The organism is Amycolatopsis sp. NPDC051758, assembly GCF_044453095.1.
In the GTDB taxonomy this organism is placed as follows: Bacteria; Actinomycetota; Actinomycetes; order Mycobacteriales; family Pseudonocardiaceae; genus Amycolatopsis.
This window is the reverse complement of the sequence record NZ_JBITCJ010000004.1, coordinates 502,968-527,486: the sequence shown is the minus strand read 5'-3', so window position 1 is coordinate 527,486 and position 24,519 is coordinate 502,968. Positions and strand designations below refer to the sequence as shown.

30 protein-coding genes are annotated in these 24,519 nt (G+C 71.9%); 17 read left to right on the top strand and 13 right to left on the bottom strand.

What is annotated here, in order from left to right; translation table 11 throughout:
• Position 1: 1 nt before the first annotated feature.
• Entirely contained in the window at positions 2-478 is a 477-nt protein-coding gene (locus tag ACIA5G_RS21965) for an Lrp/AsnC family transcriptional regulator (protein WP_395925915.1), read from the bottom strand.
• 58 nt (positions 479-536) lie between these two features.
• Between ACIA5G_RS21965 and ACIA5G_RS21960 the strand changes: the two genes are divergently transcribed.
• Positions 537-1,655, top strand: coding sequence for a trans-sulfuration enzyme family protein (locus ACIA5G_RS21960; RefSeq protein ID WP_395925913.1), 1,119 nt, complete (start codon positions 537-539; stop codon positions 1,653-1,655).
• Here ACIA5G_RS21960 and ACIA5G_RS21955 read toward each other — a convergent pair.
• Positions 1,652-1,864: a zinc ribbon domain-containing protein gene (locus ACIA5G_RS21955; RefSeq protein WP_395925911.1), complete on the bottom strand. Its 213-nt coding sequence runs from the start codon at positions 1,862-1,864 to the stop codon at positions 1,652-1,654. The genes ACIA5G_RS21960 and ACIA5G_RS21955 overlap by 4 nt on opposite strands.
• A gap of 45 nt (positions 1,865-1,909) precedes the next feature.
• Between ACIA5G_RS21955 and ACIA5G_RS21950 the strand changes: the two genes are divergently transcribed.
• The 3 genes from ACIA5G_RS21950 to ACIA5G_RS21940 all read left to right on the top strand — a co-directional run bounded on the left by ACIA5G_RS21950 (position 1,910) and on the right by ACIA5G_RS21940 (position 4,840).
• A complete protein-coding gene (locus ACIA5G_RS21950; RefSeq protein ID WP_395925909.1) occupies positions 1,910-3,034 on the top strand; it encodes an alkaline phosphatase family protein in 1,125 nt (374 codons plus the stop codon).
• A gap of 96 nt (positions 3,035-3,130) precedes the next feature.
• Positions 3,131-4,231: an NAD/NADP octopine/nopaline dehydrogenase family protein gene (locus ACIA5G_RS21945; protein WP_395925907.1), complete on the top strand. Its 1,101-nt coding sequence runs from the start codon at positions 3,131-3,133 to the stop codon at positions 4,229-4,231.
• 300 nt (positions 4,232-4,531) lie between these two features.
• Positions 4,532-4,840, top strand: coding sequence for a hypothetical protein (locus tag ACIA5G_RS21940; protein WP_395925905.1), 309 nt, complete (start codon positions 4,532-4,534; stop codon positions 4,838-4,840).
• Between the two features lie 36 nt (positions 4,841-4,876).
• Here ACIA5G_RS21940 and ACIA5G_RS21935 read toward each other — a convergent pair whose 3' ends face one another.
• On the bottom strand, positions 4,877-5,416 hold the full coding sequence (locus ACIA5G_RS21935) for a GNAT family N-acetyltransferase (RefSeq protein WP_395925903.1): 540 nt from the start codon (positions 5,414-5,416) through the stop codon (positions 4,877-4,879).
• Here ACIA5G_RS21935 and ACIA5G_RS21930 point away from each other — a divergent pair.
• Positions 5,415-6,176 (top strand): alpha/beta fold hydrolase, encoded by a 762-nt coding sequence (locus ACIA5G_RS21930; protein ID WP_395925901.1) that lies wholly within the window; start codon positions 5,415-5,417, stop codon positions 6,174-6,176. The genes ACIA5G_RS21935 and ACIA5G_RS21930 overlap by 2 nt on opposite strands.
• On the opposite strand, the gene ACIA5G_RS21925 is transcribed toward ACIA5G_RS21930, so the two are convergent.
• Positions 6,164-6,994 (bottom strand): phosphotransferase, encoded by an 831-nt coding sequence (locus tag ACIA5G_RS21925; RefSeq protein WP_395925899.1) that lies wholly within the window; start codon positions 6,992-6,994, stop codon positions 6,164-6,166. The two genes, ACIA5G_RS21930 and ACIA5G_RS21925, sit on opposite strands and share 13 nt — an antisense overlap.
• A gap of 135 nt (positions 6,995-7,129) precedes the next feature.
• Between ACIA5G_RS21925 and ctaD the strand changes: the two genes are divergently transcribed.
• The 4 genes from ctaD to ACIA5G_RS21905 all read left to right on the top strand — a co-directional run bounded on the left by ctaD (position 7,130) and on the right by ACIA5G_RS21905 (position 11,457).
• The gene (gene ctaD / locus ACIA5G_RS21920) at positions 7,130-8,917 is read left to right on the top strand and encodes a cytochrome c oxidase subunit I (protein ID WP_395925897.1); all 1,788 of its coding nucleotides are present in this window, start codon (positions 7,130-7,132) and stop codon (positions 8,915-8,917) included.
• 116 nt (positions 8,918-9,033) lie between these two features.
• Positions 9,034-10,263, top strand: a complete 1,230-nt coding sequence (gene serB, locus ACIA5G_RS21915) for a phosphoserine phosphatase SerB (protein WP_395925895.1) — start codon at positions 9,034-9,036, stop codon at positions 10,261-10,263.
• Positions 10,260-11,039 (top strand): peptidyl-tRNA hydrolase, encoded by a 780-nt coding sequence (locus ACIA5G_RS21910; protein ID WP_395925893.1) that lies wholly within the window; start codon positions 10,260-10,262, stop codon positions 11,037-11,039. The genes serB and ACIA5G_RS21910 overlap by 4 nt, the downstream gene beginning before the upstream one ends.
• A gap of 16 nt (positions 11,040-11,055) precedes the next feature.
• Complete coding sequence (locus ACIA5G_RS21905) at positions 11,056-11,457, top strand: OsmC family protein (protein WP_395925891.1); 402 nt, start codon at positions 11,056-11,058, stop codon at positions 11,455-11,457.
• 17 nt (positions 11,458-11,474) lie between these two features.
• Here the strand turns inward: ACIA5G_RS21905 and ACIA5G_RS21900 are convergent, their stop codons facing one another.
• The 3 genes from ACIA5G_RS21900 to ACIA5G_RS21890 form a co-directional block, all read right to left on the bottom strand.
• A complete protein-coding gene (locus ACIA5G_RS21900; protein WP_155541322.1) occupies positions 11,475-11,816 on the bottom strand; it encodes a hypothetical protein in 342 nt (113 codons plus the stop codon).
• 60 nt (positions 11,817-11,876) lie between these two features.
• The gene (locus ACIA5G_RS21895) at positions 11,877-13,928 is read right to left on the bottom strand and encodes an ATP-dependent DNA helicase (protein ID WP_395925889.1); all 2,052 of its coding nucleotides are present in this window, start codon (positions 13,926-13,928) and stop codon (positions 11,877-11,879) included.
• 122 nt (positions 13,929-14,050) lie between these two features.
• Positions 14,051-14,638, bottom strand: coding sequence for a biotin transporter BioY (locus ACIA5G_RS21890; RefSeq protein ID WP_395925887.1), 588 nt, complete (start codon positions 14,636-14,638; stop codon positions 14,051-14,053).
• 211 nt (positions 14,639-14,849) lie between these two features.
• On the opposite strand from ACIA5G_RS21890, the gene ACIA5G_RS21885 reads away from it, so the two are divergent.
• Complete coding sequence (locus tag ACIA5G_RS21885; RefSeq protein WP_395926503.1) at positions 14,850-15,467, top strand: choice-of-anchor P family protein; 618 nt, start codon at positions 14,850-14,852, stop codon at positions 15,465-15,467.
• A 38-nt stretch (positions 15,468-15,505) separates the two neighbouring features.
• On the opposite strand, the gene ACIA5G_RS21880 is transcribed toward ACIA5G_RS21885, so the two are convergent.
• From ACIA5G_RS21880 to ACIA5G_RS21870, 3 genes are read right to left on the bottom strand one after another with little or no spacing between them, the layout of a single operon-like run.
• Positions 15,506-16,150, bottom strand: coding sequence for a bifunctional 4-hydroxy-2-oxoglutarate aldolase/2-dehydro-3-deoxy-phosphogluconate aldolase (locus ACIA5G_RS21880; protein WP_395925885.1), 645 nt, complete (start codon positions 16,148-16,150; stop codon positions 15,506-15,508).
• Positions 16,147-16,725: an isochorismatase family protein gene (locus tag ACIA5G_RS21875; protein WP_395925883.1), complete on the bottom strand. Its 579-nt coding sequence runs from the start codon at positions 16,723-16,725 to the stop codon at positions 16,147-16,149. Before ACIA5G_RS21875 ends, ACIA5G_RS21880 begins: the two co-directional genes overlap by 4 nt.
• A 29-nt stretch (positions 16,726-16,754) precedes the next feature.
• Positions 16,755-18,056 carry a nicotinate phosphoribosyltransferase gene (locus ACIA5G_RS21870; RefSeq protein WP_395925881.1) on the bottom strand — a complete coding sequence of 434 codons (1,302 nt, stop codon included), beginning with the start codon at positions 18,054-18,056 and terminating at the stop codon, positions 16,755-16,757.
• Positions 18,057-18,130: 74 nt separating this feature from the next.
• Between ACIA5G_RS21870 and clpS the strand changes: the two genes are divergently transcribed.
• From clpS to ACIA5G_RS21855, 3 genes are read left to right on the top strand one after another with little or no spacing between them, the layout of a single operon-like run.
• Complete coding sequence (gene clpS, locus ACIA5G_RS21865; RefSeq protein WP_285476174.1) at positions 18,131-18,430, top strand: ATP-dependent Clp protease adapter ClpS; 300 nt, start codon at positions 18,131-18,133, stop codon at positions 18,428-18,430.
• Positions 18,427-18,984, top strand: coding sequence for a DUF2017 domain-containing protein (locus ACIA5G_RS21860; protein ID WP_395925879.1), 558 nt, complete (start codon positions 18,427-18,429; stop codon positions 18,982-18,984). Before clpS ends, ACIA5G_RS21860 begins: the two co-directional genes overlap by 4 nt.
• Positions 18,981-19,961 carry a P1 family peptidase gene (locus ACIA5G_RS21855; RefSeq protein WP_395925877.1) on the top strand — a complete coding sequence of 327 codons (981 nt, stop codon included), beginning with the start codon at positions 18,981-18,983 and terminating at the stop codon, positions 19,959-19,961. Before ACIA5G_RS21860 ends, ACIA5G_RS21855 begins: the two co-directional genes overlap by 4 nt.
• Position 19,962: 1 nt before the next feature.
• Here ACIA5G_RS21855 and ACIA5G_RS21850 read toward each other — a convergent pair whose 3' ends face one another.
• Positions 19,963-20,340, bottom strand: a complete 378-nt coding sequence (locus ACIA5G_RS21850; protein ID WP_395925875.1) for a hypothetical protein — start codon at positions 20,338-20,340, stop codon at positions 19,963-19,965.
• A gap of 71 nt (positions 20,341-20,411) precedes the next feature.
• Between ACIA5G_RS21850 and ACIA5G_RS21845 the strand changes: the two genes are divergently transcribed.
• The 3 genes from ACIA5G_RS21845 (at position 20,412) to ACIA5G_RS21835 (ending at position 22,110) form a co-directional block, all read left to right on the top strand.
• Positions 20,412-20,819, top strand: coding sequence for a Mov34/MPN/PAD-1 family protein (locus tag ACIA5G_RS21845; RefSeq protein WP_093948156.1), 408 nt, complete (start codon positions 20,412-20,414; stop codon positions 20,817-20,819).
• 64 nt (positions 20,820-20,883) lie between these two features.
• Positions 20,884-21,156, top strand: a complete 273-nt coding sequence (locus ACIA5G_RS21840) for a MoaD/ThiS family protein (protein WP_086679767.1) — start codon at positions 20,884-20,886, stop codon at positions 21,154-21,156.
• Positions 21,157-21,159: 3 nt separating this feature from the next.
• Positions 21,160-22,110: a PLP-dependent cysteine synthase family protein gene (locus ACIA5G_RS21835; RefSeq protein ID WP_395925872.1), complete on the top strand. Its 951-nt coding sequence runs from the start codon at positions 21,160-21,162 to the stop codon at positions 22,108-22,110.
• Position 22,111: 1 nt separating this feature from the next.
• Here ACIA5G_RS21835 and ACIA5G_RS21830 read toward each other — a convergent pair whose 3' ends face one another.
• Positions 22,112-22,939, bottom strand: coding sequence for an MBL fold metallo-hydrolase (locus ACIA5G_RS21830; RefSeq protein ID WP_395925870.1), 828 nt, complete (start codon positions 22,937-22,939; stop codon positions 22,112-22,114).
• 9 nt (positions 22,940-22,948) lie between these two features.
• On the opposite strand from ACIA5G_RS21830, the gene ACIA5G_RS21825 reads away from it, so the two are divergent.
• Positions 22,949-23,656, top strand: a complete 708-nt coding sequence (locus ACIA5G_RS21825; protein WP_395925868.1) for an aspartate/glutamate racemase family protein — start codon at positions 22,949-22,951, stop codon at positions 23,654-23,656.
• Between the two features lies 1 nt (position 23,657).
• Here ACIA5G_RS21825 and ACIA5G_RS21820 read toward each other — a convergent pair whose 3' ends face one another.
• Positions 23,658-24,509, bottom strand: coding sequence for an arylamine N-acetyltransferase (locus tag ACIA5G_RS21820; RefSeq protein ID WP_395926501.1), 852 nt, complete (start codon positions 24,507-24,509; stop codon positions 23,658-23,660).
• Between the last annotated feature and the right edge of the window lie 10 nt (positions 24,510-24,519).

Sequence of the window (24,519 nt, the reverse complement as noted above, 5' to 3'; positions counted from 1 at the left end):
GTCAGGCGCCCGGCGGTAACAGCGGGCCGCCGCTCCAGTGCTGGAAGACCAGGTTCGTGTGCACGCGGGCGACTTCGTCGCGCGAGGTCAGCTCGTCGAGGACCAGCCGCTGCAGCTCGCCGGCGGAGCTGGTCGCGACGTGCGCGAGGAAGTCGTCCGGCCCGGTCAGGTGGTAGACCGCGCGCACCTCCGGCAGGGACAGCAGGTGCTCGATGAACGGATCCACGAGCGGCCGCCGGTGCGGGCGCACCTGGACGAACAGGAACGCCTCCAGCGGCCGGCCCAGCTTCGCCGCGTCGACGGACGCGTGCTGCCCGGTGATCACGCCGGTGTCCCGCAGCCGGGCCACCCGGTCCAGGCACGTCGACGGCGCGATGCCGACCGCGGCCGCCAGGTCCTTGTTGGTGATCCGGGCATCGTTCTGCAGCAGCCGCAGAATCTCGAGGTCCACCGGACTCAGTTCGACGGAATCGGCCATCGGCGAATGATATCCGAGACTGTTGCCTTTGATCCGGTGAAAGATCGAGCATGCTCGTATGACTTCTGCGCTGCGCACCCGAGCCGTCCACGCCGGCCGTGACGATCTCGCGGACCTGGGCGTGCACGCCGTTCCCCTCGACCTGTCCACGACCTACCCGTCCCGCGACAGCGCCGCCGAGGCCGCCCGGATCGACGAGTTCGCCGCCGGGGGAGCGGTCGACGGCCCGCCGATCTACGGCCGGGTGGGCAACCCGACCGTCGAGCGGTTCGAGCGGGCGCTCGCCGAGCTCGAAGGCTTCGAGCACGGCGTCGCGTTCGCCAGCGGCATGGCCGCCGTCTCGGCCTGCCTGCTTTCCGCGGTGGCGCAGGGGAAACGGCACGTCGTCGCCGTGCGCCCGCTGTACGGCTGCAGTGACCACCTGCTCGAGTCCGGCTTGCTCGGCACCGAGGTCACCTGGGCCGCGCCGGACGCCGTCGCCGCCGCGCTCCGGCCCGACACCGGGCTGGTGTTCGTCGAAACCCCGGCGAACCCGACACTCGCCGAGGTCGACATCGCCGCACTCGCTGCCGCCTGCGGAGACGTGCCCTTGGTGGTGGACAACACTTTTGCGACCCCGGTGCTCCAGCGCCCCGGCCGCCACGGCGCGCGGATCGTGCTGCACAGCGCGACGAAGTTCCTCGGCGGCCACGGCGACGTGATGGGCGGGGTTGTCGCGTGTGACGCCGAGGAAGCCGCCCGGCTGCGGCAGATCCGGTTCGCCACCGGCGGTGTGCTGCACCCGCTCGCCGGATACCTGTTGCTGCGCGGGCTTTCCACGTTGCCGCTACGCGTGAACGCGGCCTCGGCCACCGCAGCGACGCTTGCTGACCGGCTCGCCGCGCACCCGGCGGTGACGGCGGTCCACTACCCGCGGTTGGGCGGACCGCTGGTGGCGTTCGAGGTCGACGGTGACCCGCACGCCCTGATCGGCGCGGTCCGGCTGATCACACCGGCGGTCAGCCTGGGCAGCGTCGACACGCTGATCCAGCACCCCGGTTCGATCAGCCACCGGATCGTCGACGCCGGTGACCGGCACAACGCCGGCGTGTCCGACCAGCTGATCAGGTTGTCAGCCGGACTGGAGGACGTCGAGGACCTCTGGCACGACCTCGAGCAGGCGCTGAAGGCTCTCTAGCCGCAGCAGCCGCCGCCACAGCAGCCACCACCGCCACCGGCCGGGGCCGCGGAACCGCTCGCGGCCCCGGTGAGGGCGACCGTGGTGAGCAGCTTGACGGTGTCGGCGTGGCCCTCCGGGCAGGCCGCCGGCGCGCTCGATTCGCTCATCGGGCGCAGGAGCTCGAAGGTCTCGGTGCACTCGCGGCAGCGGTAGGCGTAGGTCGGCATGCCGCGATTATCGCCGGAGGGGCCCGCGGATGGGAAGCTGGGCGCGTGCAGCCCCCTTCGCTCGCCGACGTCCCGCACCTCGGCCAGGTCGTCCCGTCCCTGCTCGCCGCGCTGGGGGTGCCCGGTTGTGTGAACACACTGGCGCTGCCGGAGGCGCGCAGTGCCGGGGTGCTGCTCGTCGACGGGCTCGGCTGGGAGCTGCTCGCCGAGCACGCCGCGGACGCCCCGGTGCTGACCGAGCTCGCCCGGGAGTCGCTGCGCGTGGGCTTCCCGTCGACGACGGCGGCCGGGGTGGCCGCGATCGGCACCGGGCTCGCGTCGGGCGAGCACGGGATGGTCGGCTACACCTTCGAAATGCCGGGCACGGGGGTGCTCAACGCGTTGCGCTGGTGCAGCCACGACGACGGCGGTGACCTGCGTGGCGCGCTCCCGCCGCGCGAGGTGCAGCCGCTGCAGACGACGTTCGAACGGGCGGCCGCGGCGGGCATCGACGCCGCCGTGGTGTCGTCCGCCCAGTACCGCGACACGGCCCTGACCATGGCCACCCAGGGCGGCGCGCGCTACGCCGGCGTGCACGCGCTGGGCGACCTCGCCGCGCGGACGTTGTCGGTGCTCGACGGGCGCGCGTTCTGCTACTCCTACCACAACGAACTCGACCTGCTCGGCCACGTCTACGGCCCCGGGTCGACCGCGTGGCGGATGCAGCTGCGGCAGATCGACCGGCTCGTCGAATCCCTTGTGGACGGTCTGCCCGCCGGCGCCCTGCTCGCGGTGGTGGCCGACCACGGGATGGTGACCGTCGAGGACAAGCTCGACCTCGAAGACGTGCCGGAGCTGCTTTCCGGGGTCCGGACGTTCGGCGGTGAGGTGCGGGCCCGCCACGTCTACACCGAGCCGGGCGCGGCTGCGGACGTCCTCGCGGCCTGGCGGGCGGTGCTGGGCGAGCGGGCCTGGGTGCGTTCGCGGGAGGAAGCCGTCGCCGAAGGGTGGTTCGGGCACACCGTCAGCGACCGGGTGCTGCCGCGGATCGGCGACGTCGTCGCGGCGGCCCGGGACCGGTTCGGGATGGTGCGGGGGCTGGCCGAAGCCGTCGAGACGTCGCTGGTCGGGCAGCACGGTTCGCTCACCACCGCCGAACAGCTGGTTCCGCTGGCCCTCGCCCAGGGGTGACGGGTCCCGTTTTCCGGGAATGTGCGCCGGCGGGAACTTTCCCCACCGGTGTGCCGACCTGTCCACTGCGTACCGGATCGACGGGGAGTGGGCGGGATGAGCGTGCTGGACGGGATCGGCGTCGTCGGGGCAGGTGGCGAAGGACGGGCCGTGGCGGCTTACCTCGCGTCGCGGGGGCTGCCCGTGCACCTGTACACGCGGGATCTCCGGGCCGTGGCGGGGATCGCGCGCCACCGGGAGATCGTCGCGCGTGGGGTGCTCGACGGCCGGTTCCCGCTGCGGGAGGTGACCGCGGACCCGGCCGGGCTGGCTGGACGGGCCGTGGTGCTGGTCGCGACCGTGACCACCGCCTATCCGGAGGTCGCCGCCCGGCTGGCGCCGCACCTCGGCGCCGGGCAGGTCGTGGTGTTGTTCTCCAGCAAGCTCTGCGGGAGCGTCGAGTTCGCCCACGCGCTCGCCGCCGCCGGGGCGCCGGACGTCGACGTCGTCGAGACCGATGCGCTGTTCGCCGCGCGGCCGGCCGGGACCGGCGGCGTGACCGTGCTCGGCGCCAAGGGCTGGAACCTGATCTCCGGCGGCACCGCGGCCGCCGTCGGCCGGCACGCCGAACTGCTGCGCGAGTGGTTCCCGATGCTGGAAGTCGCGCGCAACCCCGTCGAACGCGGCTTGCACGACTTCGGCGCGGTCGCGCACGTGCCGATCGCGCTCGCCAACCTCGGCACCATCGATCGCGCCGAAGAGCTGCTCTTCTACGTCGAAGGCGTTTCCCCGCGGACGATCGTGCTGCTGGAACGCACCGAGGCCGAGTTCGCCGCCGTCGCGCAGGCGTATGGCGCCCGGCTGCTGCCCATGACCGAGGTCCTCGACCGCTACTACGGCTGCCCGGCCACCACGCTGCTCGACGCGTTGCGGACGGTGGAGCCGTACCGGACGATCGCCGCGCCGACCAGCCTCGACCACCGCTTCCTCACCGAGGACATCCGGTCCACGCTCGTGCCGCTGCAGGCGCTCGCGCGGTGCGCCGGCGTCGCCACGCCGATGGTCGACGCCGCGATCACGATCATGTCCGTGCTCGGCGGTGAGGACTTCCACCGGACCGGGCGGACGCTGGCCCGGCTCGGCTGGGACGGACTCGGCCACGACGGCATCCTGCGCCGGCTGGGCGCAGGTCACCGGGTGGCGGAGCGGGCGGCCTGAGCGCCGACGGGCATCACCCGCGATCAGAGGGGCATCACGTGTGATTGGACAGGCATCACCCGTGATTGGAGAGGCATCACCCGTGATTGCGAGGTCGACTCGCGTGCCTGGACGGACGACACGCGTACCGGGATGGACGACTCGCGTACCCAGGGGGACGACTCGCGTACCTGGGCGGTCGGCTTGCGTACCTGGAGGGTCGGCTCGCGTGCCTGGGCGGTCGGCTTGCGTGCGGGGAAGGGTGGCTGGCGCGCGCGGGGTGGGAGGGGTGGGTGGTGGGGCTCGGATACCGTTCGGGGCGTGCCCCGACGCAACCGTCCCGGCCGCCGCCCGGAGGGCGGGCCGCCGCCCGAGCGTGACCTCGGCGCCGCCACCGGGTGGGCGCGTGCCGAGTCCGGATCGGACGGTGACTGGCTGGTCCGGACCGTGCCCGGCGCCCAGGCGACCAAGTTCTACCGCTGTCCCGGCTGCGACCACGAGATCCGGCCGGGGACCCCGCACCTCGTCGTCTGGCCCGCCGACGAGACCGGCTCGGTCGCCGACCGGCGGCATTGGCACCGGCCCTGCTGGGACGCCCGCGCCCGCCGGCGGCCGAACCGCCGCCGCTGACGCGATTCCTTCTGGAGTTGTCAAACACCGCCCGGCTCAGCGCCGGTAGTGGCGCGACATCGCGCCGTCGTACATCTCCTCCGTGTACTCGGTGAAGCCGAGCCGCTCCGCCACCCGCACCGACGGCTTGTTGTCGACGCTCACGCTCGCGAGCACCGGCACCGACGGCAGCTCACGGGCGCACCACTCGAGCACCGCCAGCCCGGCCTCCACCGCGTAACCCTTGCCCCACGCCGACGGCCGGAACCGGTAGCCGAGGTTCAGCACCTTCTCGCCGTGGAACTCCCGCCGCCGCACCCCGCACATGCCGATCACCTCGGGATTCCCGAGTTCGGTCACCACGGGGTAGCCGAAGCCGTGCTCGGCCCAGTGCGCCAGCCAGTCCGAGAACATCGCCGACGCGGCCGGGACGTCGGGCGGGGCAGGGTTGAACCGGTTGGTGCGCGGGTCGGTGTGGATGTCGACCATCGCCCGCCGGTCCGCCTCGGCGGGCGGACGCAGCAGCAGCCGGTCGGTTTTGATGTCGGTGAACACATCGGCGAAGCTAGCGCGGGGGTCCGACAAAATGGCCCGCATGACCGAACTGCCGCTGGTCCTCCTCCACGCCTTTCCCCTGGACGCCCGCATGTGGGACGCGGTGCGCGAACCCCTCGCTTCACACCTTCGGGTGATCACCCCGGACCAGCGCGGGCTGGGCCGCTCGCCGCTGCCGGAGTCCGATCGTGAACCCGGCCTCGAGGACGCCGCGCGCGACGTCGTCGCCCTGCTCGACCGCCTGGAGCTGGACCGCGTGGTGCTCGGCGGCTGCTCGATGGGCGGCTACCTCGGGATGGCCGTGTTGCGGCTGGCGCCGGAGCGGGTCGGCGGGCTCGTCCTCATCGACACCAAGGCCGCGCCCGACACACCCGAGGCCGCGCAGAGCCGGCTGGACGTCGCCGAGCGCGTCGAAGCCGAGGGGATCGGGGGCTGGCTGGCCGAGGCCAACCTGCCGAACCTGCTGGCCGAGTCGACCCGGAAGGAACGCCCGGACGTCGTCGAGACCGTCCGGGAGATCATCGAATCGCAGCCGGCCGCCGGGATCTCGTGGACGGCGCTGGCGCTGCGGACCCGGCCGGACTCCTTCGAGCTGCTGCGGGAATCGGGAGTTCCGGCGCTGGTCGTCGTCGGTGAAGAGGATCCCATCACCCCCGTCGAGGCGGCGAGCGCGATGGCCGAGGCGCTGCCCGGCTCGACGCTCGTCGTGCTGCCGGACGCCGGGCACCTGACCCCGCTCGAAGTCCCGGCGGAGGTGGTCGAAGCGATTCTCTCCTGGTACCCGGCGACTCACGAGAAGTAGTCGGCGAGCGCGGCACGGGCTTCGGGGAGCCGGTGCGGGAACCGTTGGGCGATGGCGAAGCGCCATGCAACGGCGAAGAGCTGTCGCAGCTCCGTAAAGGCTTCGACAGCCGCTTCGTCGAACGAGCCCGGGTAGGCGGCCAGGTACTCCGGGCCGCCCTGCCGGGCGAGGATGCCGAGATCCCAGGCCAACGGCCCCCGCCAGGTGTCCTCGAAGTCCAGCCAGCAGGGGCCGGCTTCCGTCGCGATCAGGTTGCCGGGGTGCGCGTCGCCGTGCAGCGGCTGGACGGCGGCGGCCGGCAGCCCGGCCTCGATCCGCGCGGCTTCGGCCGCCAGCCGGGGCGCCGCGCCGTCCATCGCGCCGCCGTTGAGGGAGAGCAGGCGTTCCAGGTCGTCGAGCGGGCCGCGCCGGGGGAGCTCGCCCGGAAACTCGCGCAGCGCCGAGTGCAGCTCGGCGAGCGAGCGCGCGACGACGTCCGGTGCGTACCGGTGGTCCGGATCGTGCCGGGTGCGGTGCCAGAGCGTGACCGGCAGCCCGTCCGCGAAATGGGGTCCGGCCGGGGGATCCGTGGTGGGTGAGACGACGAGCACACCACGTTCGGTGAGGAACCGCGAGACGGCGACGTCGCGGGCCAGCCAGGGGGTCGCGTCCGGCCGGAGCAGCCGGGTCGTCGCCGGCACCCGCGCAACCAGCGGACCCAGCCCCACCAGCACGTTCGAGCGTTCGTGGAGCACCTCGGGAGGGTGCCCGGGCAGGCCCAGCCGGGCGCTCACGGTCACCGCCGCCCGCACTGCCGCAAGCGTGTATTCGTCGGCCACGGACCGATCTTGCCAGCCGGTGCGCGCGACTGTCGGTGACGAGGGCTACGATCCCCCTAAGCCGCCGGACCGGGTCTTCCCGACCCCCGGTGGCGGGACGATGACCACCACAAGGTTTCAGTGTTGGAGGCAGGAGTGACGGCCGTAGCCCCCAAGCCGATCGCCACGCGCCCGTACCCCGCGCGCGAGTCGGTTAAGGGTTCGTACCTGCTGCGGTTGTTCCGCACGACGGACCACAAGCAGATCGGGATCATGTACCTGGTCACGTCGTTCGCCTTCTTCATGGCGGGCGGCGCGATGGCCATGCTGATCCGCACCGAGCTGGCGCGGCCGGGGCAGCAGTTCCTGTCCCAGGAGCAGTACAACCAGCTGTTCACCATGCACGGCACGATCATGCTGCTGCTGTACGCGACCCCGATCCTCTTCGGCTTCGCGAACTTCGTGCTCCCGCTGCAGATCGGTTCGCCGGACGTCGCATTCCCGCGGCTGAACGCGTTCTCGTACTGGCTGTACCTCTTCGGCGGCCTGATCGTGCTGTCGGGCTTCCTGACCCCGGGTGGCGCCGCCGACTTCGGCTGGTTCGCCTACACCCCGCTGTCGGACGCGATCCACTCGCCGGGCGTCGGCGCGGACCTGTGGATCTCCGGCCTGGTGGTCTCGGGTCTCGGCACCATCCTCGGCGCGGTCAACATGGTCACCACCGTGGTCTGCCTGCGCGCGCCGGGCATGACGATGTACCGGATGCCGATCTTCACCTGGAACATCCTGGTGACGTCGATCCTGATCCTGCTCGCCTTCCCGATCCTGACCGCGGCCCTGATGGGCCTGCTGGCGGACCGGCACCTCGGCGCGCACGTGTTCGACCCCGAAAACGGCGGGGTGATCCTCTGGCAGCACCTGTTCTGGTTCTTCGGCCATCCAGAGGTCTACATCGTCGCGCTACCGTTCTTCGGGATCGTGTCGGAGATCTTCCCGGTGTTCAGCCGGAAGCCGCTGTTCGGCTACAAGAGCCTGGTCTGGGCGACGCTGGCGATCGCGGCCCTCTCGGTCGCGGTGTGGGCGCACCACATGTACGCCACCGGCGCCGTGCTGCTGCCCTTCTTCTCCTTCATGACGTTCCTGATCGCCGTCCCGACCGGCATCAAGTTCTTCAACTGGATCGGCACGATGTGGAAGGGCCAGCTGTCCTTCGAGACGCCGATGATCTTCTCGATGGGCTTCATCGTCACGTTCCTCTTCGGCGGCCTGACCGGCATCCTGCTGGCCGCGCCGGCGATCGACTTCCACGTGTCGGACAGCTACTTCGTCGTCGCGCACTTCCACTACGTGCTCTACGGCACGATCGTGTTCGCCACCTTCGCCGGCATCTACTTCTGGTTCCCGAAGATCACCGGCCGGATGATGGACGAGAAGCTCGGCAAGTGGCACTTCTGGACCACGTTCATCGGCTTCCACGGCACGTTCCTCGTCCAGCACTGGCTGGGCGCCGAGGGCATGCCGCGGCGGTACGCGGACTACCTGACCAGTGACGGCTTCACCACGCTGAACACGATCTCCACGATCGGCGCGTACATCCTCGGCGCCTCGACGCTGCCGTTCATCTGGAACGTCTTCAAGAGCTACCGGTACGGCGAGATCGTCACGGTGGACGACCCGTGGGGCTACGGCAACTCGCTCGAATGGGCGACGTCCTGCCCGCCGCCGCGGCACAACTTCACCGAGCTGCCCCGGATCCGTTCCGAGCGCCCTGCGTTCGAGCTGCACTACCCGCACATGATCGAACGCCTCCACAGCGAGGGTGAGATCGGCTTCTTCGGGAAGCAGAAGGGCAACAGCCACGGCGCGCCGTCGCAGGTGCTCACCGAAGCGGTGATCCCGGGGGACCACTCCGCGGACAACGCGAGCGAGCAAGGCGACAAGTAGGACCCTGATCGAGTGAGCGCGTGCCCGGCTTTTGTGAAGCCGGGCACGCGCTCTACTTGTGTCCGGGGCCGGACCGGCAGACTGATCGTGCAGCGTTGCCGAACGAGGGATTCCCAGTGACCCAGACCCCCGTCCTGATCACGACGACCGGCCCCGACAAGCCGGGTGTCTCGTCCGTGCTGTTCGCCGTGCTGACCCGGCACGACGTCGACGTGCTCGACGTCGAGCAGGTCGTCATCCGCGGGCAGCTGGTGCTCGGTGTGCTCGCCGGGGTCTACCGCGACCCGGAGGGCCTGCAGGAGTACGTCGAGCAGGCGATGGCGTCCGTCGGCATGACGGTCGAGGTCAAGATCGGCTCGGCGATCGGGGACGACCCGTTCGCGCTCGGCCGCCGCGACTCCACCCACGTGCTGGTCATCCTGGGCCGCCCGGTCACCGCGCGGGGCTTCTCCGAGGTCGCGCGCCGGCTGGCGTCGCTCGGCGTGAACATCGATGCGATCCGCAGTGTCGCCGACTACCCGGTGACCGGCCTCGAGCTGTACGTCTCGGTCGATCGTGACACCCCCGAAGCCGATGCCGCGCTGCGGACCGTGCTCGCCGACGCCGCCGTCGAGGCGGGGGTCGACATCGCCGTCGAGCGGGCCGGCATCACCCGGCGCGCGAAGCGGCTGGTCGTCTTCGACGTCGACTCGACCCTGATCCAGGGTGAGGTCATCGAGATGCTGGGCGCGCACGCCGGGGTCGAGCCGGAGATCCGCGAGATCACCGAGGCCGCCATGCGCGGCGAGCTGAACTTCACGGAGTCGCTCGAACGGCGGGTCGCGCTGCTGGCCGGCCTGCCGGCGACGGCGATCGACGAGGTCGCCGCGTCGATCGAGCTGACGCCGGGGGCCCGCACGACGATCCGCACGCTCAAGCGGATGGGCTTCAAGACCGGTGTGGTGTCCGGCGGGTTCACGCAGGTCATCGGCGGTCTGGTCGAAGAGCTCGGCCTCGACTTCGCCGCCGCGAACGAGCTCGAGATCGTAGACGGCAAGCTGACCGGCAAGGTGGTCGGCGAAGTCGTCGACCGCGCGGGCAAGGCGAAAGTGCTTCGCCGCTTCGCCGGCGAGTACGACATCCCGCTCGAGCAGTGCGTCGCGGTCGGGGACGGCGCCAACGACATCGACATGCTTTCGGCGGCCGGCATGGGTGTTGCGTTCAACGCCAAGCCCGCGCTGCGCGAGGTGGCCGACACCGCGCTTTCGCACCCGTACCTGGACGCCGTGCTGTTCGTGCTCGGCCTCACCCGCGGTGAGGTCGAGGCGGCCGACGCCGCCGACGGGCTCGAGCTGATGCGGCCATGAGCAGCGTTCTCGACCCGCTGGGCGCCCGGTACGCCTACTGGCTCGGGCTCCCGGCCGAAGACACTTCGGACACCTCCGACGAGCTCCCGGAGGAAGTCCGGGCGATGCCGGTGATCCTGCGCATCGAACGCGCCGAGCCGCCGGGCCGCACCGCACTGCTGGAAGCTGCCGCGGCGGCCGCGCTCGCGGTGTGCCTCGACGAGCGCGCCGAGCCCGGTGGTGAGTGGGCCGAGCCGATGCACGCGTGGCTCGACAACCGGATCCGCAAGGTCGCGAGGCGGGCGCGGGGCGCGCACTGGGCGGCCGTCCAGGACCTGCCGGGCATCACTGTCGAGGTGGACGGCGCCGAGGCGCGGGCTCTGCTGCCGGGCCTGGTCACCGAGACGCCGAAAGACGTCGCGCGGCTGCAGATCTCGGGCAGCGAGCTGCCGCCCGACGAGCCGGGCCCGGTCCCGGCCGGGGTGCCGCTGCTCCTGCTCAACCCGCACGCGCCGATGACCGTCGGCAAGGCCGCGGCGCAGGTCGGGCACGCCACGATGATCCTCGCCGCGCTGCTGGGCGACGCCGAGCGGGCCGCCTGGGCCGAGCGGGGCTACCGGACGGCTGTGCGCACGGCGAGCGAGGCGCGGTGGAAGGAGCTGCACCCGGGTGACGACCCCGAGGGCGCGTGGCGGCGTGACCGTGTTGTCGCCGTGCGGGACGCCGGGTTCACCGAGGTCGATCCGGGCACCCTCACCGTTCTTGCCCAGTGGGAGCCGGAACAAGCGGCTTCCTGACCCGGTTGGAGCGGGCATGGGACTCGAAGTACAGCGCGACGGCCGGCACTCCTTCGTCGGCCGCAACGAGCGGGGCGCCGAGGTACGGCTGGGCCGGACAGGCGCGGAAGGGGCGTTCTCGCCTGCCGAACTGCTGCAGATCGCGGCCGCCGGCTGCAGCGCGGTGACCGCCGAGGAGCTGATCACGCGGCGAGTGGGCGAAGACGCGAAGTTCCGCGTGACCGTCAACGCCGACCGGCGTGAGGGTGCCTCGGAGCTGGACGCGGTGCACGTCGCGTTTGATGTCGACGTGTCGACACTGGCGGCGGATCAGCGGGAAGCGCTGGCCGGTGCGGTGGATCGCGCGATCGAGCGGCTGTGCACGGTGAGCCGGACGCTCAAGAAGGGGATCCCGGTGACGGAGGAGTTCCCGGTCTGACGACCGGGGCCGGCCCCTCAGTTCTCGCTGGATTCCCAGACCACGTAGGCCTGGTCGGCGTCCGTCGTCATGGCTTCGATGAACTTCTCGTTGTCGAAGCCCGGCAACGACTGCAGGCGCTCGATGAGCGCGTCGGCCGCCGGGTCGCCGCTGGGCACCGCGGTGCCCTTGCCGTCGGTCCCCACCAGCATGAAGAACACGTCTTCGTTCCACGGGCCGTCGGGGATCACCCGGACCATCACCGACGACAGGCCGGCCCACGTGACAGCTTCTTCGCTGCCGTCCGCGAGCCGCCGCCGCACGCCGGTGTCGTCGACACTGACGGTCCGGGACTGTGCGCTGGACGAATCCTGGGTCAACCGGTGCTCCCTATTGTTGCTTGGGTTGCTTCACCGTACCGGGCGGTGTTGTGGACCGCGTCACGCGGGCGCGGCTGCGTCCAGCCTGCGCAACGCGTCGCGTGCGACCTTCGGGTCCATCGTCGGCCAGAACGGCGGCAGCGACGCACGGAGGAATCCGCCGTAGCGGGCGTTCGCGAGGCGGGAATCCAGCACCGCCACCACACCGCGGTCGGTGACCGAGCGGTGCAGCCGGCCGGTGCCCTGCGCCAGCAGCAGCGCCGCGTGCGTGGCCGCCACGGTGAGGAACCCGTTGCCGCCGCGGGCTTCCACCGCGCGCTGCCGCGCCGAAGACACCGGGTCGTCCGGGCGCGGGAACGGGATCCGGTCGACCACCACGAGCTGCAGCGACGGCCCGGGGACGTCGACGCCCTGCCACAGGCTCAGCGTGCCGAACAGGCAGGTGCGGACGTCCTCGGAGAACTTCTGGACCAGCAGCGACGTCGCGTCTTCACCCTGGCAGAGGATCGGGAAGTCGAGCCGCTCGCGCATCTCCTCGGCCGCCTGCTTGGCCGCCCGCATCGAAGAGAACAGCCCGAGCGTGCGCCCGCCCGCGGCCTCGATCAGCTCGGCCAGCTCGTCCATTGTGGACTTGACGAGACCGTCGCGGCCCGGCGGCGGCAGGTGCTTGGCCAGGTACAGGATGCCGTTGCGCCGGTGGTCGAACGGCGAGCCGACGTCCAGGCCGGTCCACTTCGGGCCGGAGTCGGTGTCGGACGGCACTTCCTTGTCCGTCGCGGCCCCCGGCGCCTTTTCGACCCGGGCCGCGGCCGGCGGGAGCCCCCACTGGCGCGCCATGGTGTCGAACGTGCCGCCCAGGGTCAGCGTCGCCGACGTCAGGATCGTCGTGTGCTGGTTGAACACGCGCTCCCGCAGCAGCCCGGCGACACCGAGCGGCGCCACCTTCAGCGCCGGCGGCCGCGGGTTGGCCGCGTACTTGTCGCCGGAGAGCCAGACGACGTCACGCTGGTGCGCCTGGTCGTCGTCGAACGCCTCCAGCAGGCGGACCGCGGTGTCGTGCACCTCGTCGAGCAGCGTCCGCGCCAGCTTGCGCGCGGTGGCCCCTTCGACGTCCTCCTTGCGGTCGGAGCCCAGCGACGTGATGCAGCGGTGCGCGGCGTCGCGGATCGCCGGGATGGCGCCCCGCAACGGCCGGGGCAGCTCGTCCAGCCGGCCCGCGGGCAGGTCGTCGACGATCAGGGCCAGCCCGTCACCGGCCTCCAGCAGGCCGTCCGCCACGTCGGCGTCGATCAGCTTGCCGCAGCGGCGGGCGGCCGACGCGCACATCGCGCTGGTCAGCTCACCGGTGGCGACCGAGGTGACCCGGTCGACGAGGTCGTGCGCCTCGTCGATGATCACCACGTCGTGGTCCGGCAGCACCTGGTAGCCCTGCAGCGCGTCGATCGCCAGCAGCGCGTGGTTGGTGATGATGACGTCGGCCCGGCCGGCCTCGGCGCGGGCCTTCTCGGCGAAGCAGTCCGTGCCGATCGGGCAGCGTGACGCGCCGAGACACTCCTTCGCCGTCACGGACACCTGGCGCCACGCCTGGTCCGTGACGCCGGGAACGAGCTCGTCGCGGTCGCCGGTTTCGGTGTCCGACGCCCACTCCCGCAGCCGCGTGACCTCCTTGCCGAGGCGTGACACCGCGAACGGGTCGAAGAGCTGGGCGTCCTCCGGCTCGTCCGGCGCGCCGGAATCCAGCCGGTGCAGGCACATGTAGTTGCGGCGGCCCTTGAGGATCGCGAAGGTCGGCTCACGGCCGAGCGGCTTCTTCAGCGCCTTCGCGAGCCGGGGCAGGTCACGGTCGACGAGCTGGCGCTGCAGCGCGATCGTGGCCGTCGAGACCACGACCGTGGCCTCCTTTTCGACGGCGTGGCGGATCGCGGGCACGAGGTAGGCCAAGGACTTGCCGGTGCCGGTGCCGGCCTGCACGGCCAGGTGCTCGCCGGTGCGGATGGCCCGGCCGACGGCATCGGCCATCTCGACCTGCCCTGGGCGTTCGGCACCGCCTACGGACTCCACCGCGTGGGTGAGGAGTTCGAGGACGCCGGGGAAGTCAGTTCGGGCGGGCACAGCGACACATTAGCCGCCACCGCCGACAGGATCGGTGATCCGTCGCGAACGGGCCACTCGTGCCCTGTCCCGGGAACGCCGAAGGGGACCTCACGAGCGTGAGGTCCCCTTCAGCGGAACCGTCAGTCCTCGGTGCGGCGCGAAACCAGCTTCCACGTGAGCGGCAGCAGGCCGGCGGCCACGACGATCTTCAGCGCGTCCCCGATCAGGAACGGTGTGACGCCCTTGGCGAACGCGGTCGACAGGTCGAACCCGGTCGACGCCATCAGCCACGGCACGCCGAACGCGTAGATCACGACGTTGCCGAGCACCATCGTGCCCGCGGTGCGCACCGGCGTCCGGTCGCCGCCGCGCCCGGCGAGCGCGCCGACCAGCGCGCCGGCGAAGACGAACCCGACGATGTACCCGGCGCTCGCGCCGGACAGGCCCGCGGTGCCGTGCTGGAACCACGGCACGCCGACCGCGCCGACGAGCAGGTACACCAGCATCGACGCGGCGCCGCGCGACATGCCGAGCGACGCGCCCACGAGCAGCGCGGCGAACGTCTGGCCGGTCATCGGCACCGGGCTGCCGGGCACCGGGATCGTCAGCTGCGCGGCGGCGCCGGTGAGCACGGCGCCACCGGCGACCAGCGCGATGTCGCGGACGAGCGTGCCGGGCACGAGGTCGGCCAGCACGGGCCGCTTGCCGGCGAAGGACAGCGAAGACACAAAACCTCCCTGGGTGGGACACGGCGACGATCGAGGTTAACGCTCGTTACCCGGGGAAAATGCTCGAAAGTTGCGTTCCTCACCGCCACCCGGCCGGGTGGCCCCGATCAGGTGGCCCGCCGAGCCCGCCGATGCCGGAAAGGGTAACTACGAACTGTCACGAAACCGAGGAGGCCGGTGCATGCGAAACGCCAGGAAGAGGACATTCCGGTTGCTGGCGGTGACGGCGCTGAGCGTGCCGCTCCTGGCCGCCGCGGCCCCGGGGACGTCCGCCGGCTGGGCGTCTTCGGGCTCGCTGGACGTGATGATCGACAACGAGCACGTCGTGACCGGTGAGCTGGCCAAATGCACCGCGGACGGCCCGTTGAGCGCGCGGACACAGGGCGGCGTGACGGGCGACGTCGCTGCGTTCGGACTCGGGGAGAGCGGTTGCGGGCGCTCGGGTGACGTGGTGGTCGCGCAGGCGTCCGGGCACCGGTTCGAAGCCACCGTGCTCAAGCGCTACGGCGGGCCGGTGCTCACCGTGCGCACCTACTCGGCGAAGTGCGCCACGAACGCGACCGGCAGCGGCGGCGAGGTTTCGATCGGCGCGGTCACCGGGATCACCGTGCCGGCGCAGATCCCGCCGAACCACCGGATCGTCATCCCCGGCGGTCCGGCCGGCACCGCGCTGGCGACGGTGATCCTCAACGAGACCGTGACGCCCCAGCCGCCGGACGGCAGCCTGGTGACGCACGCGGTGCACATCAAGCTGTTCCCGCAGGGCGGCCCGGCAAGCGGGGACATCTACCTGGGCACGGCCGCCTGCGACCCCTTCGGGAAGAAGTAGCGCCCCAACGCCACATTGGGGCGCTCGGGCCGGGGTGGCTAGACGGTGGTGAAGCGGCTCGCGGCGGCGACGAACTCGCCCGCCCGCGCGGCCAGGTCCGGCAGGCTGCCGCCGGAGGTCAGCGCGTCGCCCAGCAACGGGGTCGCCGCCGCGACCGCGATCGCGCCCGAGCGCAGGTAACCCTCGACGTCGGCCAGGTGGACGCCGCCGGTCGGCACCAGCGGGACGTCCGGCAGCGGCGCCCGCACCGCGCGCAGGTACGCGATCCCGCCCACCGCGGCGACCGGGAACACCTTCACCGCGGCCGCGCCGAGGCGCCAGGCCTGGTCGATCTCCGTCGGCGTCAGCGCGCCGCAGACCACCGGGGTGTCCAGCGCCGCCGCGCGCTCGAGGACCGCCGGGTTGACCGTCGGCGTGATCAGGTACGCGGCGCCGGCGTCGACCGCGATGTCCACATCGGACGGTTCGCGGACGCTGCCGGCGCCGATCAGCGCGTCGTCGCCGAGCGCCAGGCGCAGCGCGGTGATCGCCGCGGGCGCGCCCGGCGTGGTCAGCGTGGCTTCGAGCAGCCGGACGCCCGCCGCGTGCAGCACCATCGCGGCGTCGGCGAAGCGTGACGCGTCCGAGGCGCGCAGGATCGCGACGAGCCGGTGTTCGGCCAGCGCGGCTCGCAGGTCCTTCACGCGGCCGGTCCGACGAAAGCGGTGCCGGTGTGGTTGACACCCGCCTCGTCGAAGTCCTGCACCGTCGCGTCCACGGTCGGCTGCGACCCACCGACGGTCAGGTCCAGCAGCACCCGCACGCCGAAGCCGGCCTTCGCCGCGTCGAGCGCCGTCGCACGGACGCAGAAGTCCGCCGCGATGCCGACGACGTCGACGTCGGTCACGTCGTGCTCGCGCAGCCACGCTTCCAGCGACTTCCCGTCGCGGGCCGCGCCCTCGAAGCCGGAGTACGCGGCGCTGTACTCGCCCTTCGAGAACACCTCGACGATCGGGACGACGTCGAGCGCGGGGTGGAACGACGCGCCCGGTGTGCCGGCAACGCAGTGCACCGGCCAGCTGTCCTTGAAGTCGGGCGTCTCGCTGAAGTGGTCACCCGGGTCGACGTGGTTGTCGCGGGTGGCCACGACGTGGCTGTACCCGCCTTCGACGGCCTGCTTGGAGATGGCGGCGGCCGCGGCGGCCCCGCCCGGCAGGCCGAGCGAACCCCCTTCGCAGAAGTCGTTCTGCACGTCCACCACGATCAGCGCGGTCCCCATGGGCGAACTCCGTTCAGAGCCAGTGTCGATCAGAAAAACTGCGTCGGGATGGCGGGCTCGCCGTGCGAGAGCTTGAGGCCCTCCCACGGCAGGCTGACCAGGCCGCGGCGCAGCCGCTGCCTGGCATCGTCGAGCGTAGGCAGGTCGGCCTCCGCGCGGCCAGCGCGGATCAGGGGGATCTGCAGCGGCCGGTCGTTCGTCTCCGGCGCGGGCGTGGTGCCCGAGGTCGTCCAGACGACCTCCTCGACCGCCGTCCCGGTGCCGCGGTGGCGCCGCAGCGCGGACTTGCGGCCGCCGCGGGACTCCTTGTGCGCGCTCCGCTTGGCGACCGGCTTGCCGTCCACCTCGACCAGCTTGTAGACCATCCCGGCGGTCGGCGCGCCGGACCCGGTGACCACCGAGGTGCCGACGCCGTACGCGTCCACCGGCTCCGCGCGCAGCGCCGCGATGGCGTGCTCGTCGAGGTCGCCGGAGACGACGATCCGGGTGTCCTTCGCGCCGAGGGAGTCCAGCTGCTCGCGGGCGCGGCGGGCGAGCGGGCCGACGTCGCCGGAGTCGATCCGGATCGCGCCCAGCTCCGGCCCGGCGACGCGGACCGCGGTCTCGATCCCGGCGGTGATGTCGTAGGTGTCGACCAGCAGCGTCGTGTCCGCGCCCATCTTCTGGACCTGCGCGCGGAACGCCTCCTCCTCGCTGTCGTGCAGGAGCATGAAGGCGTGCGCGACGGTGCCGCGGGTCGGGATGCCGTAACGGCGCCCGGCTTCGAGGTTGGACGTCGTCGCGAAGCCGGCCAGGTAGGCGGCGCGCGCCGCGGCGACCGCGGCGTACTCGTGCGTGCGGCGCCCGCCCATCTCGATGATCGGCCGGCCGTGCGCGGCGCCGGACATCCGGGCCGCCGCCGACGCGATGGCGCTGTCGTGGTTGAGGATCGACAGCACCAGCGTCTCGAGCAGCACGCACTCGGCGAACGAGCCGCTGACGGTGAGGATCGGCGAGCCCGGGAAGTACAGCTCGCCCTCGGGGTAACCGACGACGTCACCCGAGAACTCGTAGTCGGCGAGCCAGGCCAGCGTTGCGTCGTCGACGACCGCGGTGGCTTCCAGCTGCGCCAGTTCGGCGTCGGTGAAGCGGAAGTCCGCGATCGCGTCGAGCACGCGGGCGGTGCCGGCGACGACGCCGTAGCGGCGCCCGTCCGGCAATCGCCGGGCGAACACCTCGAACACACAAGGACGCTCCGCTGTCCCGTCGGCCAGCGCGCTGCCCAGCATGGTCAGCTCGTAGTGGTCGGTGAGCAGCGCAGTGCTGGCCGTGGCCGGCTCCGGTGAACCCATGCGGTCAGCCTATTCACCCACATGGCCGGACCTGGCGCGGCGTACCCTGTCGGCCCCGTGACACCATGGGGTGCATGTCCATGCCTGTCGCAGCCGAGCAGACGCAGGTCGAGCCGGCCGGTGCCGAGGTCGCCGAGTCGGACACACCCTGGCGGACCGTGGTGTGGAACGACCCGGTCAACCTGATGTCGTACGTGACGTACGTCTTCCAGAAGCTGTTCGGGTACGGCCGCGACCACGCCACCAAGCTCATGCTCGACGTGCACCACAAGGGCAAGGCGATCGTCTCGTCCGGCACCAAGGAGAAGGTGGAGACGGACGTGGCGAAGCTCCACGCGGCGGGCCTCTGGGCCACCATGGAACAGACCTCGTGAACGGCTGGCGGCGCAAGGGCGCGGTGATCCACGCGGGGTTCGAGCAGCAGGAAGCCGCCGTGCTCCGCGGCCTGGTCAGCCAGCTCGAGGACATGCTCACCGCGCGCGCCGAGGAGGCGCCGCAGGACGAGCTCGCCGAGCTGACCGGCATCCGGACCGGGCCCACCGAGTCCCCGGACGACCCGGTGCTGTCGCGGCTGCTCCCGGACTTCCACCGGCTCGACCCGGACAACCCGACCCGCGAGGACCTCGACTCGGCGTCGGCGATGCGTTCGCTGCACGAGCCGGAGCTGCTCGACATCAAGGTCGGCGTGGCCAAGATCGTGCTCGACACGCTGCCCCGCGACGGCGGCCACGTCCGGCTGACCGAGGAGCAGGCCGACGCCTGGCTGGGCGCGCTCAACGACGTCCGGCTGGCCCTCGGCACCGCGCTCGACGTCACCGACGACATGCCCGACGAGCTGCCCGAGGACGACCCGCGAGCGCCGCACCTGGGCGTGTACCACTGGCTGACCTGGGTGCAGGAGACGCTGATCCAGGCGCTCACGGGATGATCACCGACGTGCCGGGTGTCCTGGTCGGGCACCACGAGCGGGTCGGCGACGGCTGGGCGACCGGGACGACGGTGGTCCTGGTGCCCGAAGGCGCGGTCGGCGCCGTCGACCAGCGCGGCGGCGCGCCCGGCACCCGCGAGACGAACCTGCTCGAGCCGGAGAACCTGGTGCAGCGGGTCAACGCGATCTGCCTGTCCGGCGGAAGCGCTTACGGCCTGGCCGCGGCCGACGGCGTCATGCGGTGGCTGGCCGAGCGGAACCTGGGGTTCCCGGTCGGGGCGCAGCCGCACGAGGTGGTGCCGATCGTGCCCGCGGCGGTGCTGTTCGACCTCCCGCGCAGCGAGTGGGGCAACCGGCCTGACGCGTCCTTCGGTTATGCGGCCTGCTCGGCGGCTTCGGACTCGTTCGCGCAGGGCACGGTCGGCGCCGGTGCGGGTGCCGCGGTCGGGTCCCTGAAGGGCGGCATCGGCTCCGCGAGCGAGGTGGTCGGCGAGTTCACCGTGGGAGCTTTGGCGGCGGTGAACGCGGCCGGTGAGGCCGTGGACCTCTCGACCGGGCGCGCGTACGCGGCCGATCACGGCGACTTCGGCGTGACCTGGCCTTCGCGGCCCGCCGACCTGCCCTCCCGCCGCACCGACCTGAACACGACGATCGGCGTGGTCGCGGTCGACGCGGCGCTGTCGAAGGCCGAAGCACGGCGGATCGCGGTCGCGGCGCAGGACGGGCTGGCCCGCGCGGTCCGCCCGGCCCACACGATGTTCGACGGTGACACGGTGTTCGCGCTGGCCACCGGCGCGCGTGAGCTGCCGGAGGCGAGCGGCCCGTTCGGCGCGGCCGCGCGGCCGGTGGCGCTGGACGCGCTGTGCTCGGCGGCGGCGCGGGTGTTCGCGCGGGCGATGGTGCACGGCCTGCTGGCGGCGACCACCGCCGGCGGGGTGCCGGCCTACCGGGACGTCTGGCCGGAGGCGTTCGGCTGAGTCAGAGGTCCGGCAGCGGGTCGGGCGGCAGGTCGTGGGCCCCCTCGAGGTTGGCCGCCCGGACGGCGCTCACGTACTCCTCGTCGATCTCCAGGTGCAGTTCGGCGACCGTGAGCACCGGGCCCAGCGACGGGTGGACCTCCACCGGGCCGATCTCGGTGCGCCGGGGCAGCCGGTCGTAGACGGCTTTCGGCGTGTAGCGCCGGAAGCGGCCGCCGTAGAGCACGGTGATGCTGCGGTCGGTGACCACCACGAAGAAGGCCGCGCGGGTGCGGACGCCGTTGACGTAGAGTGAGATTCCCGGGATGAGGTACTGGATCGTCTCGCCGTCCCGGAGGAACTTCCGGCAGCGCTCACGGGCGATCGACGGCATCGGCATGCTTCCAGTGTGCTCCTGAGCACAGCATCTCACGATATGGATGAGCTGTGTCCACCACCTAAGATGGCGGTGTGCTCCGGATTCGCCGTGAACTCGTCGACGAGATCGTCGCCCACGCCCGCCGTGACCACCCCGACGAAGCGTGCGGGGTCATCGCCGGGCCGGAGGGCTCCGATTCGCCCGAACGGTTCATCCCCATGCTGAACGCCGCGCGGTCACCCACGTTCTACGAGTTCGACTCCGGTGACCTGCTGAAGCTCTATCGCGAGATGGCCGCGAACGACGAGGTGCCGGTGGTGATCTACCACTCGCACACCGCGACCGAGGCCTACCCGTCGCGGACCGATGCGAACATCGCGGCCGAGCCCGACGCGCACTACGTGCTCGTCTCCACCCGGGACCCCGAAGTGCACGAGTTCCGGTCGTACCGGATCGTGGACGCCGAGATCACCGAGGAACCGGTCGAGATCGTCGGCTGAGCCCTTGGAACAAACCGCGCGCCACCGGCGTCTGCGTGTAAGAACCCACCGGAGGTAAGAACCCATGGCCGTGACCGTCTCCATCCCGACGATCCTGCGCACCCACACCGGCGGCGAGAAGTCCGTCGAGGCGAAGGGCGCGACCGTCCTCGAGGTCATCGACGACGTCGAGTCCCGCCACGCCGGCATCAAGGGCCGCCTGGTGAAGGAAGAGAAGCTGCACCGCTTCATCAACGTCTACGTCAACGACGAGGACGTGCGCTTCGCCGGCGGGCTCGAGGCCGAGGTCAAGGACGGCGACACGCTGACCATCCTCCCCGCCGTGGCCGGTGGCTGATCGATGGCTCGCTTCGAGTCCCTGCTCGACGCGCTCGGCGGCACCCCGCTGGTCGGGCTGCCCCGGCTCTCGCCGACGCACGACGTGCGCCTGTGGGCGAAGCTGGAGGACCGCAACCCGACCGGCTCGATCAAGGACCGCCCCGCGCTGGCCATGATCGAAGCCGCCGAGCGTGAAGGCAAGCTGCGGCGCGGCTCCACGATCCTGGAGCCGACGTCGGGCAACACCGGCATCTCGCTGGCCATGGCCGCCAAGCTCAAGGGGTACGGGCTGGTCTGCGTCATGCCGGAGAACACTTCGACCGAGCGCAAGCAGCTGCTGCAGGCCTACGGCGCGCGGATCGTGTTCTCGCCGGCCGCGGGCGGCTCGAACGAGGCCGTCCGGCGGGCGAAGGAGCTGGCGGAGGCGAACCCGGAATGGGTGATGCTCTACCAGTACGGCAACCCGGCCAACGCCGACGCGCACTACCGCGGCACCGGGCCGGAGCTGCTCAAGGACCTGCCGACGCTGACGCACTTCGTCGGCGGCCTCGGCACGACCGGCACGCTCGTCGGCTGCGGGCGGTACCTGCACGAGGCGAAGCCGGACGTCCAGATCATCGCGGCCGAGCCGCGCTACGGCGAGCTGGTGTACGGCCTGCGCAACCTCGACGAGGGGTTCGTGCCGGAGCTGTACGACCCCAGCGTGCTCAACGGCCGGTACTCGGTCGGCGCGTACGACGCGCTGCGCCGGACGCGGGAGCTGCTGGAGCACGAAGGCATCTTCGCGGGCATCTCGACGGGCGCGGTGCTGCACGCGGCGCTGGCCGTCGCCGAGAAGGCTGCTGCTGCCGGTAAGCCTGCCGACGTGGCGTTCGTCGTCGCGGACGCCGGGTGGAAGTACCTGTCGACGGGGGCCTACGCGGGTTCGCTGGACGAGGCGGCCGAGCGGCTCGACGGGCAGCTCTGGGCCTGACCTACTCGGTCTTCCAGAGCTCGGGCAGGGCGAGGTCGATGTCGTCTTCGGCGGCCAGCCGCTTGAACGTGCCCATCGTCGTGTCCAGGTCGTCGAACACCTTCGGGAGCAGCTTCAGCGGCTTGGACAGCGGGCGCCAGAAGGCGTCCCAGTGGATCGGCCTCACCTTTTTCGGGCCGAGCGCGCCGACCGTCTCGCGCCAGTACTCCTCGCGCCATTCCTCGGACTGCTTCCCGGCGGCTCCGGCGCCCAGGTAGACGACGTCGGCCGAGTACCCGGCCAGCGCGCCGGGCAGGAAGTTCGCCGACGCGTGGACCAGCACGCTGCCCGCCGGGTGCGCGAGGTGGAACGAGTAGCACCGGCCGGTCTTGAAGGCCTTCGCCTTGGCCGGCACCCGGACGGGCTCGGTGATCTCGCCCGGCACCCGGTCGCCGTCGCTGTGGCGGGCGTCGACCGGCGTCACGGTGAACGCGCCGAACTCCACGGGCTTGCCCGGCACCAGCTCCTCGAACGGCTCGGTGGCCAGGCCGTAGCCCTCCTGGACCTTCCGGGTCGACGGTGAGCCGGCCAACGTGGCGCCGGTCAGCTCGGCGACGACCGGCGCGTCGAGGACGTGGTCGACGTGGGAGTGCGCAACCAGGACGGCATCGAGCTTCGTGACGCCGAGACGGCTCAGGGCCTCGTCGATCCGGCCGCGGTCCGGTGCCACGCGCGTCGCCATCTTCACCAGGGACGGCCGCGAGAAGAAACCGTCGACCAGCACGCTCGAGGTGCCGTCGGTGACCAGGACGTTCGAGACTCCCGCGAAGGCCGTACGCAGTTCGGGCATGCTGACAGCATGAAGGTCATCGGGCTGCTGGGCGGGATGAGCTGGGAATCGTCCAGCGAGTACTACCGGCTGATGAACGAACGGGTGAAAGCCGCGCTCGGGGGCTTCCACTCGGCCCACACGGTGCTGTACTCGGTCGACTTCGCCACGATCGAAGCGATGCAGGCCGACGGCCGCTGGGACGACGCCGGTGCGGAGCTGAACCGGGCCGCTCGCGCGCTCGAAGCGGCCGGCGCCGACTTCGTCGTGCTTTGCACCAACACCATGCACAAGGTCGCCGACCGGTTGACCGACGGCCTGGGCATCCCGCTGCTGCACCTCGCCGACGCGACGGCGGCCGCGGTCGGGGCCGCCGGGATCCGCCGGGTCGGCCTGCTCGGGACCGGGTTCACCATGAGCCAGCCGTTCTACCGGGACCGGCTCGCCGCGCACGGCCTCGACGTGCTCGTGCCCGACGCCGATGACCGCGACCTCGTGCACCGGGTCATCTACGACGAGCTGGTGCTCGGCGTTGTCAACCCGGAGTCGCGCGAGGCCTACCGCGGCGTGATCGCGCGGCTCGTCGAGGCCGGCGCCGAGGGCGTGATCTACGGGTGCACCGAGATCGAGCTGCTGGTCGGCCCCGAAGACTCCGCGGTGCCGACGTTCCCGACGACCCGCCTGCACGCCGAGGCCGCCGTCGACTACGCGCTCGGAAAGGCCCCGCTGCCCGCTTGAGTCACACGGCGACCACCGGCCCGCCGCTCGCGTGGGCTTCGTGCTGGGTCACGACCTTCCGCCACAGCCGGTCGCGCTCGTCGGCCGTGAACAGGTCCGGGGTGATGCCGAAGACGTCCGCCGCGGCCGTCCACCAGGCGTCAGGGGAGTCGACCAGCTCCTTCGCGCCGTGGCGGTTGAGGGTCAGCGCGCGCAGGGTGTCGACACCCTGCGCGTCCCGCCGCTGGATGACGCAGACCCGGACGAACCCGGACTCCGGCGCCGTCGACAGCCACGCGTGCTTCTCGGCGAAGTCGGCCATCTCCGCGGTGCCGGGGTCGAAGTCGAAGCCGACGAAGCTGCCCGCCGGGTCGTGGTCGAACCGCCAGCCGCCCGGCGCCACTTCGGACGGCCGCAGCCGGTAGGTGTGCGGGCCCTGGGTGTACGTGCCTTCCCGTAGGGGTAACGGCTCGTGGATACCGTCACCCAGCCCGGCGTCCACCAGCCACGACGCCGTCGGGTCCTCCGGCAGGCCCGTGACGGTCAGCGCCAGGTGGTTCCGGCCCATGTTCGGCGTGTCGGCCGCGCTGCCCTGCACCCCGCCCAAATGACGCGTGACCTGGTAACCGAGCTCGTGCAGCAACGCCGAGAAAGCGCCGTTGAGGTGGTAGCAGTACCCGCCGCGGCCCCGCAGGATCCGCGCCAGCGACGCCGACGGCTCGAGCGGCGTCGGCCGCTCGAGCTGGATCTCCAGCGCCTCGTACGGCACCCGCTCGACGTGCGCCGTGTGCAGCCGCCGCAGCGCGGCCTCGCTCGGCGGCTCCGCTTCCAGGCCGAGCCGCGCCAGATAACCCGTGACGTCCATGGCCGCCACGCTAGCGACG

Excerpts from the sequence above, each read along its gene's own strand:
- ACIA5G_RS21965 (WP_395925915.1), bottom strand. The coding sequence starts at position 478 with ATGGCCGATTCCGTCGAACTGAGTCCGGTGGACCTCGAGATTCTGCGG.
- ACIA5G_RS21850 (WP_395925875.1), bottom strand. The coding sequence starts at position 20,340 with ATGCCGATGCCGTCGATCGCCCGTGAGCGCTGCCGGAAGTTCCTCCGG.
- ACIA5G_RS21840 (WP_086679767.1), top strand. The coding sequence starts at position 20,884 with ATGGCCGTGACCGTCTCCATCCCGACGATCCTGCGCACCCACACCGGC.
- ACIA5G_RS21960 (WP_395925913.1), top strand. The coding sequence starts at position 537 with ATGACTTCTGCGCTGCGCACCCGAGCCGTCCACGCCGGCCGTGACGAT.
- ACIA5G_RS21870 (WP_395925881.1), bottom strand. The coding sequence starts at position 18,056 with ATGGGTTCACCGGAGCCGGCCACGGCCAGCACTGCGCTGCTCACCGAC.
- ACIA5G_RS21935 (WP_395925903.1), bottom strand. The coding sequence starts at position 5,416 with ATGCGGGCCATTTTGTCGGACCCCCGCGCTAGCTTCGCCGATGTGTTC.
- ACIA5G_RS21945 (WP_395925907.1), top strand. The coding sequence starts at position 3,131 with ATGAGCGTGCTGGACGGGATCGGCGTCGTCGGGGCAGGTGGCGAAGGA.
- ACIA5G_RS21825 (WP_395925868.1), top strand. The coding sequence starts at position 22,949 with ATGAAGGTCATCGGGCTGCTGGGCGGGATGAGCTGGGAATCGTCCAGC.
- clpS (WP_285476174.1), top strand. The coding sequence starts at position 18,131 with ATGTCCATGCCTGTCGCAGCCGAGCAGACGCAGGTCGAGCCGGCCGGT.
- ACIA5G_RS21930 (WP_395925901.1), top strand. The coding sequence starts at position 5,415 with ATGACCGAACTGCCGCTGGTCCTCCTCCACGCCTTTCCCCTGGACGCC.
- ACIA5G_RS21910 (WP_395925893.1), top strand. The coding sequence starts at position 10,260 with ATGAGCAGCGTTCTCGACCCGCTGGGCGCCCGGTACGCCTACTGGCTC.
- ACIA5G_RS21855 (WP_395925877.1), top strand. The coding sequence starts at position 18,981 with ATGATCACCGACGTGCCGGGTGTCCTGGTCGGGCACCACGAGCGGGTC.
- ACIA5G_RS21835 (WP_395925872.1), top strand. The coding sequence starts at position 21,160 with ATGGCTCGCTTCGAGTCCCTGCTCGACGCGCTCGGCGGCACCCCGCTG.
- ACIA5G_RS21830 (WP_395925870.1), bottom strand. The coding sequence starts at position 22,939 with ATGCCCGAACTGCGTACGGCCTTCGCGGGAGTCTCGAACGTCCTGGTC.
- ACIA5G_RS21875 (WP_395925883.1), bottom strand. The coding sequence starts at position 16,725 with ATGGGGACCGCGCTGATCGTGGTGGACGTGCAGAACGACTTCTGCGAA.
- ACIA5G_RS21955 (WP_395925911.1), bottom strand. The coding sequence starts at position 1,864 with ATGCCGACCTACGCCTACCGCTGCCGCGAGTGCACCGAGACCTTCGAG.
- ACIA5G_RS21905 (WP_395925891.1), top strand. The coding sequence starts at position 11,056 with ATGGGACTCGAAGTACAGCGCGACGGCCGGCACTCCTTCGTCGGCCGC.